The sequence below is a fragment of the Candidatus Woesearchaeota archaeon genome, assembly GCA_018303405.1.
Classification (GTDB): Archaea; Nanobdellota; Nanobdellia; order Woesearchaeales; family JABMPP01; genus JAGVYD01.
The window spans coordinates 199142-215947 of the sequence record JAGVYD010000009.1; the positions used below are offsets into that span (position 1 = coordinate 199142).

Annotated in this window: 14 protein-coding genes; 8 read left to right on the forward strand and 6 right to left on the reverse strand. The window is 45.4% G+C overall.

Annotated features, from left to right (window positions below; all coding sequences use genetic code 11):
• Window positions 1–35 precede the first annotated feature (35 nt).
• Together J4227_02615 and J4227_02620 are read left to right on the forward strand one after the other, a co-directional pair.
• Entirely contained in the window at window positions 36–1421 is a 1386-nt protein-coding gene (locus J4227_02615) for a TldD/PmbA family protein (protein ID MBS3109397.1), read from the forward strand.
• Between the two features lie 2 nt (window positions 1422–1423).
• On the forward strand, window positions 1424–2569 hold the full coding sequence (locus tag J4227_02620) for an AAA family ATPase (GenBank protein ID MBS3109398.1): 1146 nt from the start codon (window positions 1424–1426) through the stop codon (window positions 2567–2569).
• 194 nt (window positions 2570–2763) lie between these two features.
• On the opposite strand, the gene J4227_02625 is transcribed toward J4227_02620, so the two are convergent.
• From J4227_02625 to endA, 5 genes are all read right to left on the reverse strand, one after another.
• Window positions 2764–3798, reverse strand: a complete 1035-nt coding sequence (locus J4227_02625) for a class I SAM-dependent methyltransferase family protein (GenBank protein ID MBS3109399.1) — start codon at window positions 3796–3798, stop codon at window positions 2764–2766.
• Entirely contained in the window at window positions 3785–4501 is a 717-nt protein-coding gene (locus J4227_02630) for a hypothetical protein (protein MBS3109400.1), read from the reverse strand. The genes J4227_02625 and J4227_02630 overlap by 14 nt, the downstream gene beginning before the upstream one ends.
• A gap of 19 nt (window positions 4502–4520) precedes the next feature.
• Window positions 4521–5555, reverse strand: coding sequence for a flap endonuclease-1 (gene fen / locus J4227_02635; protein ID MBS3109401.1), 1035 nt, complete (start codon window positions 5553–5555; stop codon window positions 4521–4523).
• A 70-nt stretch (window positions 5556–5625) separates the two neighbouring features.
• Complete coding sequence (locus J4227_02640) at window positions 5626–6582, reverse strand: hypothetical protein (protein MBS3109402.1); 957 nt, start codon at window positions 6580–6582, stop codon at window positions 5626–5628.
• 87 nt (window positions 6583–6669) lie between these two features.
• On the reverse strand, window positions 6670–7257 hold the full coding sequence (gene endA, locus J4227_02645) for a tRNA-intron lyase (protein MBS3109403.1): 588 nt from the start codon (window positions 7255–7257) through the stop codon (window positions 6670–6672).
• A gap of 153 nt (window positions 7258–7410) precedes the next feature.
• Here endA and rnz point away from each other — a divergent pair, with 153 nt between their 5' ends.
• Window positions 7411–8304, forward strand: coding sequence for a ribonuclease Z (gene rnz / locus J4227_02650; GenBank protein ID MBS3109404.1), 894 nt, complete (start codon window positions 7411–7413; stop codon window positions 8302–8304).
• Between the two features lie 107 nt (window positions 8305–8411).
• On the opposite strand, the gene J4227_02655 is transcribed toward rnz, so the two are convergent.
• A complete protein-coding gene (locus J4227_02655; GenBank protein MBS3109405.1) occupies window positions 8412–8633 on the reverse strand; it encodes an NFYB/HAP3 family transcription factor subunit in 222 nt (73 codons plus the stop codon).
• Window positions 8634–8770: 137 nt separating this feature from the next.
• On the opposite strand from J4227_02655, the gene J4227_02660 reads away from it, so the two are divergent.
• The 5 genes from J4227_02660 (at window position 8771) to J4227_02680 (ending at window position 16533) form a co-directional block, all read left to right on the forward strand.
• Complete coding sequence (locus J4227_02660; GenBank protein ID MBS3109406.1) at window positions 8771–9157, forward strand: Holliday junction resolvase; 387 nt, start codon at window positions 8771–8773, stop codon at window positions 9155–9157.
• A 126-nt stretch (window positions 9158–9283) separates the two neighbouring features.
• Entirely contained in the window at window positions 9284–9505 is a 222-nt protein-coding gene (locus tag J4227_02665) for a hypothetical protein (GenBank protein MBS3109407.1), read from the forward strand.
• 618 nt (window positions 9506–10123) lie between these two features.
• Window positions 10124–11341 (forward strand): ORC1-type DNA replication protein, encoded by a 1218-nt coding sequence (locus J4227_02670; GenBank protein ID MBS3109408.1) that lies wholly within the window; start codon window positions 10124–10126, stop codon window positions 11339–11341.
• Window positions 11334–12914 carry a metallophosphoesterase gene (locus J4227_02675; protein ID MBS3109409.1) on the forward strand — a complete coding sequence of 527 codons (1581 nt, stop codon included), beginning with the start codon at window positions 11334–11336 and terminating at the stop codon, window positions 12912–12914. The genes J4227_02670 and J4227_02675 overlap by 8 nt, the downstream gene beginning before the upstream one ends.
• A gap of 1 nt (window position 12915) precedes the next feature.
• A complete protein-coding gene (locus J4227_02680) occupies window positions 12916–16533 on the forward strand; it encodes a DNA polymerase II large subunit (GenBank protein ID MBS3109410.1) in 3618 nt (1205 codons plus the stop codon).
• The last annotated feature ends 273 nt before the right edge of the window (window positions 16534–16806 follow it).

Here is a 16806-nt window from a genome sequence, read left to right on the forward strand (position 1 = left end):
CCGAGACACACTCACGAAATAATCAATAAAAGAAAATGGCACAATCAGAAAAAGAAAGAGAAAAAACTGGAAGCAATGTCAACATAGGCAAGGTAGCCAGCAGAACTTTGAAATTACTGGCAAGCAAAGGGTGTGATGATGCCATTGTAGAGGCCAAGGAGGCCAGGCAAAGCCAAATTAAATTTGTGAACAATAAAATTCTCGGGATTAGCAATGTAGACCATGTTGGAATGGATATATTTGTAAGCCAAAAAGGAAAAACTGCGGCCACAACAATCGAAAACCTGGATGAAGAGTATATCAGCGCTGCAATAAGCAAATTGATTGGCCTGCTAAAATACATGCCTGTTAATAAAGGATTTAAGGGAATATCAAAAGGGCCTTTCAGGTACAGGAAAGTCAAGATGTCCTATGACACAAAAATAGCCAATCTCGGCAAAAATGCCGCAGACATTGTGGAGAAGGGGATTGACTTGGCAAAAAAGGAGGGCGCCTCAAGGGTCTCCGGAAACTTCGATTATGGCAAGACAAGATCAGCAATATGCACCACAGAAGGCACAGAGGCCGAGGAAACGGGCACGCATGCGTACTTCAGCATAAGGTCTTTCGCCAGCAAGGAAGCATCTGGCCATAAAACAGCATGCGCAAGAATGCTGGGGAAGCTAGATTATGCAACTGCTGCAAAGAGGTCCGGGCAGATGGCAATGCAGGGAATAAATCCTGAGCAATTGGACAGCGGAAAATATGAGGTTATTTTTGACCCCATGGCCTTTGCTGTGCTGGCCGACAATGTCGCAAGCGCCTGCTCGATTTTTTCTGTTGAATCCGGACTTTCGTTTCTTGGGGATAAAATAGGGAAGGAGGTTGCCAGCAGGGATTTTACCATGGTGGATGATGGGAGGCTTGCCAACGGCTTTGGGTCAAGCATGTTTGATGACGAAGGCACGCCAACATCGCGCAATGCTACAATTGAAAATGGAAAACTCAGGTCATTCCTGTACAATTATTCCGCAGCACTGCGTCACAAATCAAAATACAAGGCAAAAAATACTGCAAATGCCGGAATTGTTTCGCCTGAACCCTGGAACACAATTGTTATGCCGGGAAAAAGAAGAAGCGAGAAGCTTTTTAAAGATGTGAGCAAAGGCTTATATATCACCAACATTTGGTATACTAGATTCAAGAATTATTCGACGGGAGATTTTTCAACAATCCCCAGAGACAGCATCTTTTTAATCAGCGACGGAAAAATTAAAAAAGCGGTGAAGGGCATAAGGATAAGTGATAACATGCTGCGAATGCTAAAAAATATTTATCAAATTTCTGACAAGCCCGAGCAGGTTATTGGTTGGGAGACTGAAAGGCCAGTTACAACCCCGTTTGTCGCAATAAATGATGTCAATGTTTCAAAATCGGTGTAAAAATGGATGAGAAAGAGGTTGCAGGAGGCGTAGTCACCAGGTATTCTGCCAGCATCTCGACTAACGGCAGCAGCACTGATGAAGAAAACAAAATCCTAAGGGAAACAATTGGCCATATGAGGGAAGAGCTGGAGAAATTCAGGCGCCCGCCGCTCCTTGTCTGCGAAGTCAGCGAGATAATGAACAAGAATGCAGTAATAAAAGTACCAAATGGCAACAATTTCTATGTGGAGATTTCCAACAACCTTTCAAACCTGAAAGTAGGGGACACTGTTCTGGTCGAGCAGAAAAACCTGACAATCCTGAAAAAGATTCCAGGCACAAAGCTGTTCAATGTTGACAAATTTGTGATAGTTGAGAGCCCGAAAGTTGCTTGGGGTGAGATAGGCGGCCTCGAAGCCCAAATTGAGGAAATCAAGGAGGTCATTGAGCTGCCCCTGAAAAAGCCGGAGCTTTTCAAAAAAGTAGGGATACAGCCTCCAAAGGGAATTCTGCTGTACGGCGAACCCGGGACTGGAAAAACCCTGCTCGCGAAGGCAGTTGCGGCCTCTACAAAAAGCACATTCATCGAGATTGTCGGCTCGGAGCTCGTGCAGAAATTCATCGGGGAGGGCGCAAAGCTCGTTAAGGAGATTTTCCAGCTTGCAAGAGAAAAGGCTCCATCAATTATTTACATTGACGAGCTGGATGCACTTGCTGCAAAAAGAATTGACCTCGGTACATCGGGTGAACGGGAAGTGCAGAGGACATTCATGCAGTTGCTTGCTGAAATTGACGGGTTCAAGCACCTTGGCATGGTCAAGGTTATTGGCTGCACAAACAGGATAGATATTCTCGATCCGGCAATACTCAGGCCAGGAAGGCTGGACAGGCTGATCAAGGTGCCTTTGCCTGACGCTGAAGGCAGGAAAATGATTTGCAAAATCCACAGCAAGAATATGTCGCTTGAAAAGTTTGACATGGACCCGCTGATCCATCAGATGGAAAATTTCTCAGGCGCTGAAATCAAGGCTGTTTGCACAGAAGCCGGCTATTACGCGATAAGGGACAGCCGGAGCATCATTAATGAGAAGGATTTCCTGGCAGCAATTGATAAGATCAAAAAATCCAATGCTGAAGACACTGATTTCGCCGGAATGTTTGGGTAGATATTTCTTTGCTTTGTGCGCCTGTGACAGCCAGTAGATTTTCATGCCCACCTTCTCGGGACTTGATAACCACATGATTTAATAAGAAGGAAGACTTGCCCAGGTTCGCGCAATGATGCAAGTGAACACCCACTGATCGAAAGAGATGATGAACGGAAGTAACTGCTGAGCGCGATTACCTCTTGCTGCAGAATTTATCGGACAAGAATGTCTATGCATATCCTATAGCTTCTGGGCGCGATTTGCCCGCATGTAACCCATTTTAGAATCTTGTATTTCCTCCTGGCCTTGGCAAATGCACGTTTAATAGCCTGCAAAGCATCTGTTGGCTCTGTTTCACCGAGTGACGTGTCAAAAAAATTGTAAAGGTGGATGATTGCTCCATGCTTGGACCTGGCCAGCGCAAACGACAGGAAATTTTCTGCAGATTTTGGCAGGGGCATTACAATCCGGTCGAATTTTTCCTTAAGTTTTGGCACTTCCTTTCTTACATCGCCCCTTATAAGATTTACATTTTTGATTTTATTCAGCCTGACGCTTTCAAGGGCGTATTTATGGCCAACGGGATTGATTTCCACCCCTGCGATAAGGGACGCCCTGCTATTCCGGGCAATTGTCACCGGATATGCACCGCCCCCTGAAAACATGACAAGGACCTTTTCATTAGGCCTGACCTGGGAGAATATCCGCTTTCTCTCATTGGACAGCCTTGGGGAAAAATAAACCCGTTCGACATCAAGCTTGATTGAGCAGCCATGCTCCTTATGGATTGTTTCCCGCTTGTTCTTTCCTGCAAGATAAATCATTTTCTGAAGCCGGTATGTTCCCTCATGCCCCCCCTTTTTCTTGAGGACAGTGGCAATATTCCTGTGATTCCCCAGAATAGACTTGGCAATAATTTTCTGCTGCTTGACCAAATGCCTTGGAATTTCAAGAATGGCAATATCACCAACCACGTCGAAGCCTCCAAGATGTGCCTGAGCAGCTTTCTGCGCCCCGGATTTTCTTGGCGCTGCAATGGAGCGGTTTACAACTCGGAATGCACCAGCAGGCAAACTGCCTGATTTTATTTTTTGCATAAGGACACGGCCAGGCATATGCCCTGCCAATGGAAAATAAACATATCCCTTTTCCTTGACGGCCTTCATTTCCCGGTGCAATATGCTTTCCCTGACAAGCATTCCCTTTAGTTTTTCAGCATATCGCATGCTTACCTTAATGCATTTCATCAAGCACCTTCTTCAGCCTATCCGGGTAATTTGTGAAAATGCCATCAACTCCCATTTTAGCTGCGCTGCACATGTCTGATTCCTTATTTATTGTCCATGCCAATACTTTCAGCCCATGGCTATGCGCAGATGATACAAGCTTGGCCGACAAAAGCCCCATGCGGGGATTAATTGATTTGCATTTGAGGTCCAATGCGGTCTTAAGGCTGCCTTTCCATAATATTCCGCCCGCGACAACGCCCATATTGAGTTTATTGTCAATGTGTTGCATATTTTTAAGAATTCTTGCACTGACAGAGCTGAATAGCACATCATATAAGATTCCGGCATTTCTCACTATGTCCAGGATTTTTTTTTCATGGCCGGCTGAGTCCGGCTTGATTTCCACATTTATCCTGGTTGCCCTCAGCAGATTTATCCCTTCTTCAAGGGTCAGTATGCGTTCCTGATGATAGTCAGGATGAAACCAGGAGCCTGCATCCAACTTCTTAATCTGGTTCAGGGTATATTGCCCCATTATGCCAGGCTGGCCAGTGAGCCTTTTCATCTTGGTGTCATGAAATATGACAGGTATGCCGTCCTTTGTGATGGCCACATCAAACTCCACCATATCAGTCTTATGCTCAAGAGCTTTTAGAAAGGCTGATGCTGTATTCTCAGGGGCATGGCCAGAAGATCCGCGATGCGCAATAATTTCTACCATGTTGTCACCGCCGAGCCCATCAGAAATATTCCCCCAGCCCTTTTTGCCGGTTTTGGCTTTGCGCCTTATGAAGCTTATCAAGTGTGGCAGAAACCCTTTCGTTGGAAAAATCATGCTGCCCAACGAGCAAGTCGATAACCAGGGAGTCATTGATATCCCGCCAGTTGAGAGTATAATCGCTTGTCACAGGCATTTCCTTGAATTGCCTGAATATCTCTTTCCAGGAAACATCATAGTGCTGACTCCAGGAAACAGCACTGAAAAGCGCATCAAAATCGTTGGCATGCTCCTTAACCAGTTGAAGGGCTTTTTTTGGCCCAATGCCCTTGATGCCTGCTGAATTATAGTCAGTTCCAACAAGAAGGGCAAGGGCAATCAGTTGATCTTGGCTGATATCCAATTCGGCAAGAGTTTTCTCCAGGTCGACCAGCTCAGGACTGACTTGCTCATAGAGTGCGCTGCTGGCTTTTTTTCTTCGCCCAGATATGGATAGATTTCTGATCAACAGAGGCGTGCCGAACAAAAGACTGTCGGCATCCTGGGATGCAACTGCATAGGCGTGCCCTTCCCTGACCACGTGTGCAGCCTGGGCTTCGCCCTCAGAAGGTGCCTGAACAATAGGGACACCCATGGCAGTCAGGAGTGATTTGGACTCTTCAATCATTTCGGCAGTAAGCCTTGATGTCCTGGAAGCGTATTTCCTCATCCCATCAATGTCTTCTTTTTGAACTGCAATTTTGTATTTTGCCTCTGCCTTTTGCTTGGCCTTTTGCCTTCGCTCCTGCTCAGTGCGTTTCATATCTGGAGCCTTGCCGTCAAAAACATACACAAGCCTGACATTTCGTTCCATCAGGTTTGCCGTGCGTGAAAATAAGCCGGACAAATGGGATGTTATGCCCCCCTTGCTGTCCATTAAAGGCGTGCCATCCCTCTGCCGTATTGTAGAAAGAAATTGATAAATGTGGTTGTATGCGTCAACTGCAATAACTTTCCCATAGATATCTGGCACGGAAATTTCCTTTCTGGACAGGATGTCAGTTATAGGCACTCCCATAGTTCACCTTTGTTTATTTTCTGATGATTTTTCATTTTCCAAGACACAATGATGAAGAGGCCGGTGCCCATTAATTAAGAGTGTGCGCCTTAATATTTTTAAATTCCTTCGCAAGCATTTCCCCGGCTTTTTTCGTGTACTTGCCAGTTGTGAGGAAAAGCACAGGCAGTTTTTTTATCTCGCCTTTTACATAAGCTGCACTCAAGTCAAGGTCAGAGCACCTTTGCTTGTTCTTGGCTTTGCAGTAATAGGTAAGGCTGCCCACAGGGCTGGGCAATGTGAGTATGAAATCAATTTCGGTGTTTTTCTTAATAATCTCCTGTTCCACAACAGCTATTTTATGCTCTTCAAAATATGCAATTATCTGTCTGAGAAAATCATGGCCTGGTTGTTTCTGGGCAGCAAGTGGTTTGGGTTTTTTCTGTGCCTCTGATTTTTCCTTCTTCGCCTGCGCCAGGGTATCTGTATGACTAATTGTGCCAAGCAAATCTTTTTGGCCTGGACCTGCTATACTGGCTTTTTCAGCCTTTATCATTTCTCCTGCTACTTCATCACCGGCAACAGAACCCCTGCTTTCCTTTTCGGCCATGCCAATTTTCTTTTTTATTATTTCCTCTGCCTCAGAGTTTGGAAGCATGTACCATTTCCAAAAAATATGTTTGTCTTCTCCTATACTGACTTCAAATGGCTTGGCATAGTCCTTTATTTGCCTCAATGCAACACGGTACAGCGGCTCAAGCTCGGCGTCTGAAAGCACTTTGCTTTCCCTGAGCATCTTGCATGCCCTTTGCTCTTTTTCAGGAAGATACTTGGAAAATTCCTGAAGCCGGTCTTCCTGGCCCTCAAGATAGTACACAGGAGAGCCACCGACTTTGACATGAGTCAGGTGCAACCCTCCCCTATCCACAAGCTCTGCCAGCAGCGCTGATGCAAAGAGATTGTTGACATTGAGGTGCCTTGCTATCTCTGCAGGTATAACCGGGCCTTTCTGCTTTACAAAATCCAGGATTTTTTCATTGGCGCCCATAGTGAAAAACAAAGAAAGTCAATTTATATATTTTTGGATGGCATTGCTGTAATTTGGGGGAGGGCTTGTTCATGGTGAAGGTGACAACTATGGCCTCACCCATTTAATTTCATAATAAGTGACATCGTTCTCATCATCGACAATGCCCACCAGCAGCCTTTTTTTTGTGGAATGCGCAACGCGGTTTTTTGCTGCAAACTCATGCCACGTCAGGTTTGAACTCTCACCCACAGGATAAAGAACCCACTTGGCATGGTCCTGGCCCGGCTTGACCCCCCGGTCATACACCCGAAAATCCGCACCAAATTTCAGGGCAGTTTTTATTATATACCCCCTGTTGCGGATATCCCTGAAAACAACATATTTTGTCCAGAAATTTTTTTCATGCCTTTTTGCCTTTTTGAGAAAACTGTCCGGCAAAACCTCATTATTCCTGCTATCTGCCAAATGCAGCTTCTTTTTTTCAATCAGATAGTAGGTTTCCAGGTAGGAAAGCTGCAGCCTGCCGTCCTCCAAAAAAGAGCCATATCCACTGTTTTGCCCCAGTTCCCTTGCCTGGTCGGTATTGAAGGTTATGATGCGGTCATTGCTGTATATGGCATTGACCAATTCCTTGGCCCTGACAATATTCTTTGGCATTTCCTTTTTATCCTGCCTATCCTGTTTTTTTGGCATGGCATGGCAGTACCTTAGGAGCTTATAAGCTTTTAGTTTTAAGGTATGCGAAAATAATGAGAATGAAGGAAGGGGGAAAAGAGGCAACTGGCCGGTGGGCTTTCATTCTGAAGAAAGGATATAGTTAAATAGTATGCAGAATTGCCTTTTTCCATGATTGAAGTGCTATTCTTGGGCACAAGTTGCATGAAGCCCACAAAGGAAAGGAATCCTGCGGCAGTCCTGATTAGCTATGCCGGTGAAGGCATCCTAATGGACTGTGGGGAAGGCACGCAAAGACAGTTCAGGGCAATCGATATGAAGCCCACAAAAGTGACAAAAATACTGATAACGCACTGGCACGGGGACCATGTTCTCGGGCTGCCCGGCTTATTGCAGACTATCGGAAGCGAGGACAGACCAAAGACCATTGAAATTTACGGGCCCAGAGGAACCAAGAAATTTTTTGAGAATATGGCCCATTCATTTTATTTTGACCGGGTCCTGGACATGAAAATTGTTGAGGTCGAGAACGGCCGATTTTTTGAGAACGAGAGCTTTGCGCTGGAGGCAATGGAGCTGGAGCACAATGTGCCGACGCTCGGCTATGCCTTCGTGGAAAAGGATAGAAGGAGGATTAGTGTTCCATTCGTCAAAAAGCTTGGCATACCTGATGGACCCCTGCTCGGGAAGTTGCAGATGGGCAAGGATATAGAATGGAAAGGGAAAAAAGTCACTGCAGAGGAAGCCACTTCAATTGTCAAAGGCAAGAAAATAGCTTATATAACCGATACTGCCATTTGCAAAAATTGCATCACACTAGCACAGGATGCAGACCTTCTGATTTCAGAGTCTGTTTATGAAGAGGGCCTGCATGAGAAGGCCAGCCAGTATAAGCACATGACAGCGGTCCAGGCAGCTTCAATTGCAAACACAGCAAATGTAAAAAAGCTTGTCCTGACGCATTTCAGCCAAAGATACAAGACAACTGAAAAAGTGCAGGAGGAGGCAAAAGCGCATTTCAGCAATGTGCTTTGTGCATATGATTTCTTGAAGGTCAAGGTATAGGAAGAAGGACTTAATCGGTAGAAATGGATGGCCAAAGGGAATTCCTGGTTCAAATGGCAAGAACAGACTGAGATTGCCGGGCACAACAGGATTAAGGTTATTAATTGTTAGGATTTTATGGCAAGAGTTACGTCTGAAGCCTTGATGGTTTTTCTACCGGCGTGGCCAGCCAGCTTCACGGCATTAATGCTCACGGTTTCAGCAATCTCTTCAAGATACACCTTAAGTTCTTCTTTTGCTGAGTCTGAGACTCTTTCAGCGCCAGATTTTTTCAAAATCTTGTCCATTGACGCGAGTGGCAAGGTTCTTTTGATATTTTTTTGGCCCATTGCGCTTAACCTGTGATGGCTGGCAACAATACAGACATATGCTAATTATTGCGTGATTTTTATATAAATTCTTTGGTTTTGGCAGGTTTGGGAAACATTTTTATTGCTTGAAAAGTTGAGGGGATTTGGGGATTGAAATGTCGCATAAAAGCAAAGGCACGGCAGGAGAACGAGAATTGGTAAAGAGATTCTGGGACAATGGATGGGCTGCAATCCGCAGCCCGGGGTCAGGCTCATCGCGATTGCCGAGCCCCGATATCATTGCCGGCACAAGAACGAGAAAAATAGTCATTGAGGCAAAAATGACCAAAGATGACAGGAAGTACTTTGAGGATGAAGAAATCGCGCAGATCAGGAAATTTGGTGAAGTCTTTGGCGCAGAGCCGTGGGTTGCTGTGAAATTCAAAGGAGAGGACTGGCTGTTTCTTACGCTGGAGGACCTTGCAAAAACTGAGAAGGGGTCTGCAATAACAAAGGATATCGCCAAAATCAAAGGCTTGCTCCTGGAAGAAGTGATAAAATAGGAAAAGGAAAGCTCGGAGGGCTTAGAGGACATTAAGAGAAAGTTTTTTATATTAGTACGTGTACAATTGGTGCATTATCATATATGTGAAGTCATATTGGGCGACATAAAAAAAGGAGGGATATGAATGGCACTTGACCAACTTGAAGTTGTTACTTTATCGATAATTATCGGCACATTGGCCGCAATTGTTTACAGTCTCAGGATTCTGGTCCTTCTCGAGCGAAGAATTGCACGAATGGATGACAATATAGAAAGGATTACATACAGGATAATGCAGGAAGAGCTGAAAATTGAGCAGGAAGAAAAAGACATAGAAAAAGCCATGAGCAGGAAGAAAAGGAGATAATCCTTTTTTCTATTTATTTTATGCTTAGTTTATACGGCCTGATTCTTATTTGGATTATTAGTCTGGTTTTCTGGTGGGGCCCTATAAAATACCGCAGTTAGTGTAATGGAATAGCAGACAATTTCTGGTTTGTGGCATATTGGTAGAAGGGGAGAGTTGGGGGGTTTGTGGTGGGCCTGTTTGAGAGGGTGTTGTTTCCTATGGAGATTTGGAAGATGCTTCGGGGTATGTGTTTAGATGGTTCGGGGTTATTTTTTGTTGTTTTTGGGGTTATTTATGATTAAATTTTTTAATTTTCCGGGTAAATGTGGTTTTGTTGGCTCATCATTTTTTTGTTATTATTTATTATCTATATAGAAAATAATAATATATAATATATTATAATATATAAAAAGTGCGTACACAATAAAAAATACCAGAAAGGAGATAAAAATATAATTAATGAATGATATATAACTCCTATTCCAAAACCCATAAAAAATTCAGAAAAAACCCCCTTTAATAACCAAAAACATAACCAAAAACCCCTGAATAAATGGTTTCCATAGGAAATGAAGGGGTGTGGTGTATACTGGAGCACACAAAACTATATAAAGCCCCCGCTTCTTCTGGAAAATCATGGCTCAAAGGGGGTTAAGCATCTTTTTTGAAAATTTTCTCAAAAAACAGTCTTTGTTTGCTAATAAAAAAGCCATCCAAACGACCTACATGCCGGAGTCTATTTCACACAGGGACAGCCAAATACAACAGCTGGCTAATATACTGGCGCCTTCCCTAAAATTAGAAACTCCCTCAAATGTTTTTGTTTATGGCAAAACCGGAACAGGCAAAACACTCTGTGTCAAATATGTTTCTGAGCAAATAAGCCAGGTAGCAAAAAAACAGGAAATCCCAGTCAAAATCCTCTACATAAACTGCAAAATGAAAAAAATTGCGGACACCGAGTACAGGCTCATTGCGCAACTTGCCCGGGAGTTTGGCAAGGCAATACCTGCAACAGGCCTGCCCACAGATGAGGTGTATAAGGCCTTTTTCAATGCAATAGACGGGCAAAGGCAATCGGTCATCATTGTCCTGGATGAGATTGACCAGCTCATCAAGAAAAGCGGGGACGAAATACTTTACAACCTGACCAGGGCAAACTCCGAATTCAATAACAGCCACATCTCAATTGTGGGGATATCAAACGATCTGCTGTTTGCCGATAACCTTGACCCGCGAATCAAAAGCAGCCTTTCCGAGGAAGAGGTCACCTTCGCGCCGTACAATGCGGTGCAGCTTCAGCAAATCTTAAAGCAGAGAGGGAAAGAGGCATTCAAGGAAAATGTTTTAGGGGAAGGCACTATTGAAAAATGCTCAGCCTTCGCGGCATGGGAGCATGGGGACGCAAGGCGGGCCCTTGACCTTCTGAGGGTCGCAGGGGAAGTTGCAGAAAGGGAAGGCTCGCAAACCGTTGAAATTACGCATGTAGACCAGGCAGAAGAAAAACTTGAGAAAGAAAGGGTTCTTGAAATAACAGCGACCCAGCCGCGCCAGACCCAGACCTTGTTATATTCAATCGTTGCGCTTAGCCCAAAGGAGAACCAAACCATTTTTACTGGCGAAGTTTATGAAATATACAAAAAGCTATGTTTCAAGACAAATATAAGGCCGCTGACAATCCGCAGAATTTCCGACATCATTGCCGAGCTTGATATGCAGGGGATAATCAGCACAAGAACAATCTCCAAGGGCAGATATGGGAGGACACGTGAAATCTCTTTATCAATACCACACCACCTCAAGGGCAACATGGAAAAGCTCCTGAAGGAGGCGCTGGAAATACAAGATGGGTAACACAAAATTGCTGGAAAAAAAGAATTTCATAGACCAATGCATACGCAATGGAGTATTGCTAAACAAGGAATTCCTGGACAGCATTGATGATTTCTCAGCTGTAAATCCCTTGGACCTTGCAAGGAAAGACATGGCAGTTATAGCGCGATACAACACCAAAGACCTGGCAGAGCTTTCCCCGCAAGAAATAGAACGCAAGACGGTTTATATTGAAAAAAAGAGGCAGATTTCCGCTCTTGAAATTGCTTCGCCAGGTTCAGACCCTGGGCCCAAGGATCCCCTGGCTGAGCATATGCACGGGGTTCGTGGAAACGCCCTGCTTGGAACCATCAAAGTTGTGCACTCCTATTCGGAGAAAGCCAAAAAGAGGGAAGTTCAGGATTTTGTCGGGTATTTCAATGCCAGGTACAGGTCCATCGAAAAGCTGCTCAGAAACAGGCAGGAACTTGGCGCCGTAACATCAATATCCCGCGTGCTAACCAAGAAGGACAAGGAAACAGTTTCCGTGATTGGCATGGTAAAGGAAATTAACCTGACCAAGAACGGAAATATGAGCATGACAATAGAAGACCCCTCTGGGGAAATTAATATAATCGTCAATAAAACCAAGCCCCGGCTTTTTTCATTTGCATGCAACATCACCCCAGACGAAATTCTCGGAGTCACAGGCGCAAATTCCAACAAGGTCATTTTTGCCAACAACATAATCCATCCTGACATACCCAACAAAGAAATGAAAAAATGCAATGATGAGACTTACGCCCTGTTCCTATCTGACCTCCACGTCGGCTCCAACCATTTCCTGGAAGAAAAGTTTGAGCGTTTTTTGAAATGGATTAACCAAGAATCAGGCAACGACGAGCAAAGAAATATCGCGGCCAAGACAAAATACATCTTTTTTCTGGGGGATATTGTTGATGGCGTAGGAGTATACCCCAACCAGGAATTGGACCAAAACATAAAGGATGTAAACGCGCAATATGAAAAATGCTTTGAGCTGTTTTCCAAAATACCATCACACATCAACCTTATCATCTGCCCGGGGAATCATGACGCCTTAAGGATTGAAGAGCCGCAGCCGCCGTTTTATCCTGATTTTTCTGGCAGGTTCCTGCAAATTCCAAATGCAACATATGTCAGCAATCCAAGCTTTGTCAATATCCATTCCTCAGAAAATTTCTCCGGGTTTGATGTGCTTATCTACCATGGTTACAGTTTTGATTATTACATCGCCAATATAGACCAGATAAGGACAAGTGGCGGGTATGACCGGGCAGACCTTGTTATGAAATATCTTCTTGAAAGAAGGCACCTGGCGCCAACCCACACATCGACGCTTTACATTCCCGACTCTGAAAAAGACATACTCGTGATAGAGCAAGTACCGGATTTTTTCGTTACAGGGCACCTTCACAAAACATCAGTTTCCCAGTACAAGGCCACAACCCTCATCAGCGGCTCGTGCTGGCAGGACATCACAAACTACCAGATTAAAGTTGGGCACCATCCAGAGCCTGGGCGTGTGCCCGTTGTCAACTTAAAGACAAGGGAAATGAGGATATTGAGGTTTTAGAATGAAAGCAGCAAGCCCGGCCATGCAGGATTACTTCAGGAATGTGCAGGAAAAGGTTGACAAGGCCTATGACCAAGCAACAAAGGCAAGGTTAAGGATGCTGGATCCTGAAAACCACGTTGACATCATCTTGGCAAAGAACATGGCTGAGCGGGTGGAAGGACTTGTCAGGGAAGTTTCGCCGAACCTTGCCGGAAGCGGCATGGTCGAGCAGATTTATGAGTACGAGAAACAATACAACATGCTTGACTGGAGAGTTGCATTCAAAATTGCAGAAGATGTTGCCAAGCAGAAATTCTGCAAATTCAATACAGAAGAAGAAGCAATGGAGGCAGGGATAAGGGTCGGGTTTGCCTACCTGACTTTGGGGATTGTGTCTGCGCCGCTGGAAGGATTTACTTTTTTAAAGATCAAGCAGAGGCAGGATGGCAAGAAATACCTTTCCCTATGGTACTCCGGGCCCGTAAGGGGGGCCGGCGGGACTGCCGCAGCAACTTCAGTCGTGCTGGGGGACTACATCCGACAATGCATGGGATATGACACCTATGACCCGACAGAAGAGGAGATTAGCCGCTATGTGCGGGAAATCCAAGATTACCATGAACGCGTCACAAACCTGCAATATTTTCCGAGCGAAGACGAGCTTAGGTTCATGGCCAAGCACTTGCCAGTCGAGATCAATGGCGAGCCCACTGAAATATTCCAGGTTTCAAACCACAAGGATTTGCCAAGGGTGGAAACAAGGTATATCCGGGGGGGCCTGTGCCTTGTAATTGCTGAAGGGCTCTGCCAGAAGGCGCCAAAATTATGGCTCAGGCTCAATAAGTGGGGGAAGGACTTTGGCCTGGGGCATTGGGGGTTTATGCAGGAATTTCTTGACCTGCAAAAAGCTGTCAAGGCAAGAAAAACAAAAGAAACAACAAAGGAAAGGAAAATAACCCCCAATTATGTTTACATTCAGGACCTTGTGGCAGGAAGGCCCGTGCTGACCTACCCTATGAGGGCAGGCGGATTCAGGCTGAGATATGGCAGGTCCAGGATTTCAGGATTTTCTTCTGCTTCAATACATCCTGCCACTATGCACCTGCTCAACAAATACATTGCAACAGGGACGCAACTGAAGCTTGAAAGGCCGGGGAAAGCCACAGCATTAACACCAAACGACGCAATAGAAGGCCCCATAGTCAAGCTCATAGATGGCTCGGTAGTCCGGGTTGACACAGAGACTGATGCAAAAAGGTGCGCGGAATTTGTCAAGGAAATCCTTTTCCTTGGGGACATTCTGTCCAGTTATGGTGATTTTTCAGAAAATGGGCATGTCCTGGTCCCTGCCGGCTATAACGAAGATATTTTTTCAGCGGAGATGGAGGCAAAGCTGATTGAAAAATTCGGGGCTGAATGGAAAGACAAATTGCCAATGGGCGCTGGCCCTACCGAAGCTGCAGATAAAAATAAAATTGAGAATGCCAAAGGCATTACTGTCCCGGCCGAGACCATAATCTCCATTGTCGATAACCCACACACAACCAAGATTGATGCATCACAATCAATTTCATTGTCCAAGACTTTTGGCATGCCTTTGCATCCTTATTACACTTATCATTGGGGGATACTGAGCAAACAGGAATTGATAGAGTTTGCCGGATGGCTCCAGCAGATGAAGGTTGTTGAGGAGAATGGGGGGTTAGCCAAGATTGTATTGCCGCTTGAAGATGCCAAAAAGCACGCGGAGACAATTGGCTTGCCTTGCGTTGTGGCCAGCAAGGAACTAGTTATACTTGACAGGGACAATGGCCTGGCAGTGATGCACACTTTGGGCATAGAAAATAGCAATGATGCCAGGATGGCGCTTCTAAAAATCAAGGAAATGCCTTCGGACAACGTGCTGGCAATAATCAATGCTTTGTCCAAGATGGAAATAAAGGACAAGTCAGGCACTTTCATCGGAGCCAGGATGGGCAGGCCAGAAAAGGCCAAAATGAGAAGGCTGTCAAACAGCCCGCATGCACTTTTTCCTATCGGGGATGAAGGAGGGAGGCTTAGGAGCGTTCAGTCCGCATTGGAGTCCGGAAAGGTGACAGCAGATTTTCCAAGCTATCAGTGCCCCAAATGCGGCACTGATTCAATCTTCGCGGTCTGTATTAAATGCAGGGGGCCAACAGAGAAAGTTGGCTTTTGCAAAATCTGCGGGAAAATTCCTGGAACGTTCTGCCCACGGCATGGAGAAATACCTGGGTTTATGCACAGAAGCATAGCAATCAAGGAGTATTTTGATGCCGAACTGGAAAATATCGGGATGAAAACTTTTCCTGACCTGATAAAAGGGGTGAGGGGGACCTCCAACAGAAACCACGTTTCAGAGCATCTTGCAAAAGGCATTTTCAGGGCAAAATATGACCTGTATGTCAATAAGGATGGCACAGTCAGATATGACATGACTGAACTGCCGCTAACTCATTTCAAGCCAAAGGAAATCGGAATTTCGCTGGGCAAACTGAAACAGCTTGGCTATGACAAAGATATTCATGGAAACAAAATCAAAGACGAGAACCAGATTATTGAACTTAAGCCACAAGACATAATCTTGCCAGCATCATTAGGCGGCACAGATGAGTCAGCTGATGATATCCTGTTCAGGACCTCAAAATTTATCGATGATTTGCTCCTAAATTTCTACAAGATGGAGCCATTTTATGATTTCAAGAGCAAGGACCACCTGATTGGGGAATTGGTCATTGGGCTGGCGCCCCATATCTCAGCAGGCATGATAGGCCGCATAATAGGATTCTCAGAAACGCAGGCGTGCTTTGCCCACCCTTATTGGCATGCCGCGCTAAGAAGGGACTGCGATGGTGACGAATGCTGTGTCATGCTTTTGATGGATGGCCTGCTAAATTTTTCAAGGCAATTCCTCCCTGACAAAAGGGGCAGCCGCACTATGGACTCCCCGCTGGTGCTGACCTCCCAGCTCGTTCCGGCAGAGGTTGATGATATGGTGCAGGGCCTGGACATTGCATGGAAATACCCCCTTGAACTATTTGAGGCAGCCATGAATTACAAGCCAACCTGGGAAGTTAAGGTGGAACAGGTTAAAAAAAGGCTAAACACAGAAGCGCAGTATGAGAATTTTGGGTTTACCCATGATGTCTCCAGCATAAACATCGGCATAAAGTGCTCAGCTTACAAGACCCTGCCGAGCATGGAAGAAAAGCTTAAAGGCCAGATGGACATTGCTGAAAAGATCAGGGCAGTTGACCAAAGCGACGTGGCCCGCCTGGTTATTGAAAAGCATTTCCTCCGCGACACCAAGGGGAACCTCAGGAAATTTTCGCAGCAGGAATTCCGCTGCGTCAAATGCAATAAAAAGTTCAGGAGGCCGCCATTGGCTGGAAAGTGCACAGCATGCGGCGGCAAGCTATTATTCACAATAGCGGAAGGCTCGGTGCTGAAATACCTCGAGCCAAGCATCAGCCTGGCAAATAAATACGGGGTCCCGAGCTATCTCAAGCAGACACTGGAGCTTACCAAGCGGAGAATAGAGGGTGTTTTTGGCCGTGACCCGGAAAGGCAGGCAGGGCTGGGCGCTTGGTTTGACATTGAGCCACCCTCTGCAGAATAAAATCTGCATTTTCCACCAGTCCATGGCTGGTGGCGGAAAACCATTAGGCGTTCCAGAAAGTGGAAAATGCAGGGTCTGAACGAGCGACCCGGGCGACATGTCAGAAATCGACTTCACACGCTCCGAGCTTTAGCCCGGTTAAAGAATATCGATTTCTGAGCATGATGGAAATCTTCGATTTCCAGCATCATGAAAATGTGAACATTTTCATGATGATCAAGAACTGCTCACTTTTTAGGCAGTATCCAAACACGCTGCCTGCTTTAGCAGGCA

Bases quoted from the DNA above. Each gene is read 5' to 3' on its own strand.
- J4227_02615 (MBS3109397.1), top strand. From the start codon at position 36: ATGGCACAATCAGAAAAAGAAAGAGAAAAAACTGGAAGCAATGTCAAC.
- J4227_02655 (MBS3109405.1), bottom strand. From the start codon at position 8,633: ATGGGCCAAAAAAATATCAAAAGAACCTTGCCACTCGCGTCAATGGAC.
- J4227_02625 (MBS3109399.1), bottom strand. From the start codon at position 3,798: ATGAAATGCATTAAGGTAAGCATGCGATATGCTGAAAAACTAAAGGGA.
- J4227_02680 (MBS3109410.1), top strand. From the start codon at position 12,916: ATGAAAGCAGCAAGCCCGGCCATGCAGGATTACTTCAGGAATGTGCAG.
- J4227_02670 (MBS3109408.1), top strand. From the start codon at position 10,124: ATGGCTCAAAGGGGGTTAAGCATCTTTTTTGAAAATTTTCTCAAAAAA.
- J4227_02665 (MBS3109407.1), top strand. From the start codon at position 9,284: ATGGCACTTGACCAACTTGAAGTTGTTACTTTATCGATAATTATCGGC.
- rnz (MBS3109404.1), top strand. From the start codon at position 7,411: ATGATTGAAGTGCTATTCTTGGGCACAAGTTGCATGAAGCCCACAAAG.
- endA (MBS3109403.1), bottom strand. From the start codon at position 7,257: ATGCCAAAAAAACAGGATAGGCAGGATAAAAAGGAAATGCCAAAGAAT.
- J4227_02630 (MBS3109400.1), bottom strand. From the start codon at position 4,501: ATGGTAGAAATTATTGCGCATCGCGGATCTTCTGGCCATGCCCCTGAG.
- J4227_02620 (MBS3109398.1), top strand. From the start codon at position 1,424: ATGGATGAGAAAGAGGTTGCAGGAGGCGTAGTCACCAGGTATTCTGCC.
- J4227_02675 (MBS3109409.1), top strand. From the start codon at position 11,334: ATGGGTAACACAAAATTGCTGGAAAAAAAGAATTTCATAGACCAATGC.
- J4227_02660 (MBS3109406.1), top strand. From the start codon at position 8,771: ATGTCGCATAAAAGCAAAGGCACGGCAGGAGAACGAGAATTGGTAAAG.
- J4227_02640 (MBS3109402.1), bottom strand. From the start codon at position 6,582: ATGGGCGCCAATGAAAAAATCCTGGATTTTGTAAAGCAGAAAGGCCCG.
- fen (MBS3109401.1), bottom strand. From the start codon at position 5,555: ATGGGAGTGCCTATAACTGACATCCTGTCCAGAAAGGAAATTTCCGTG.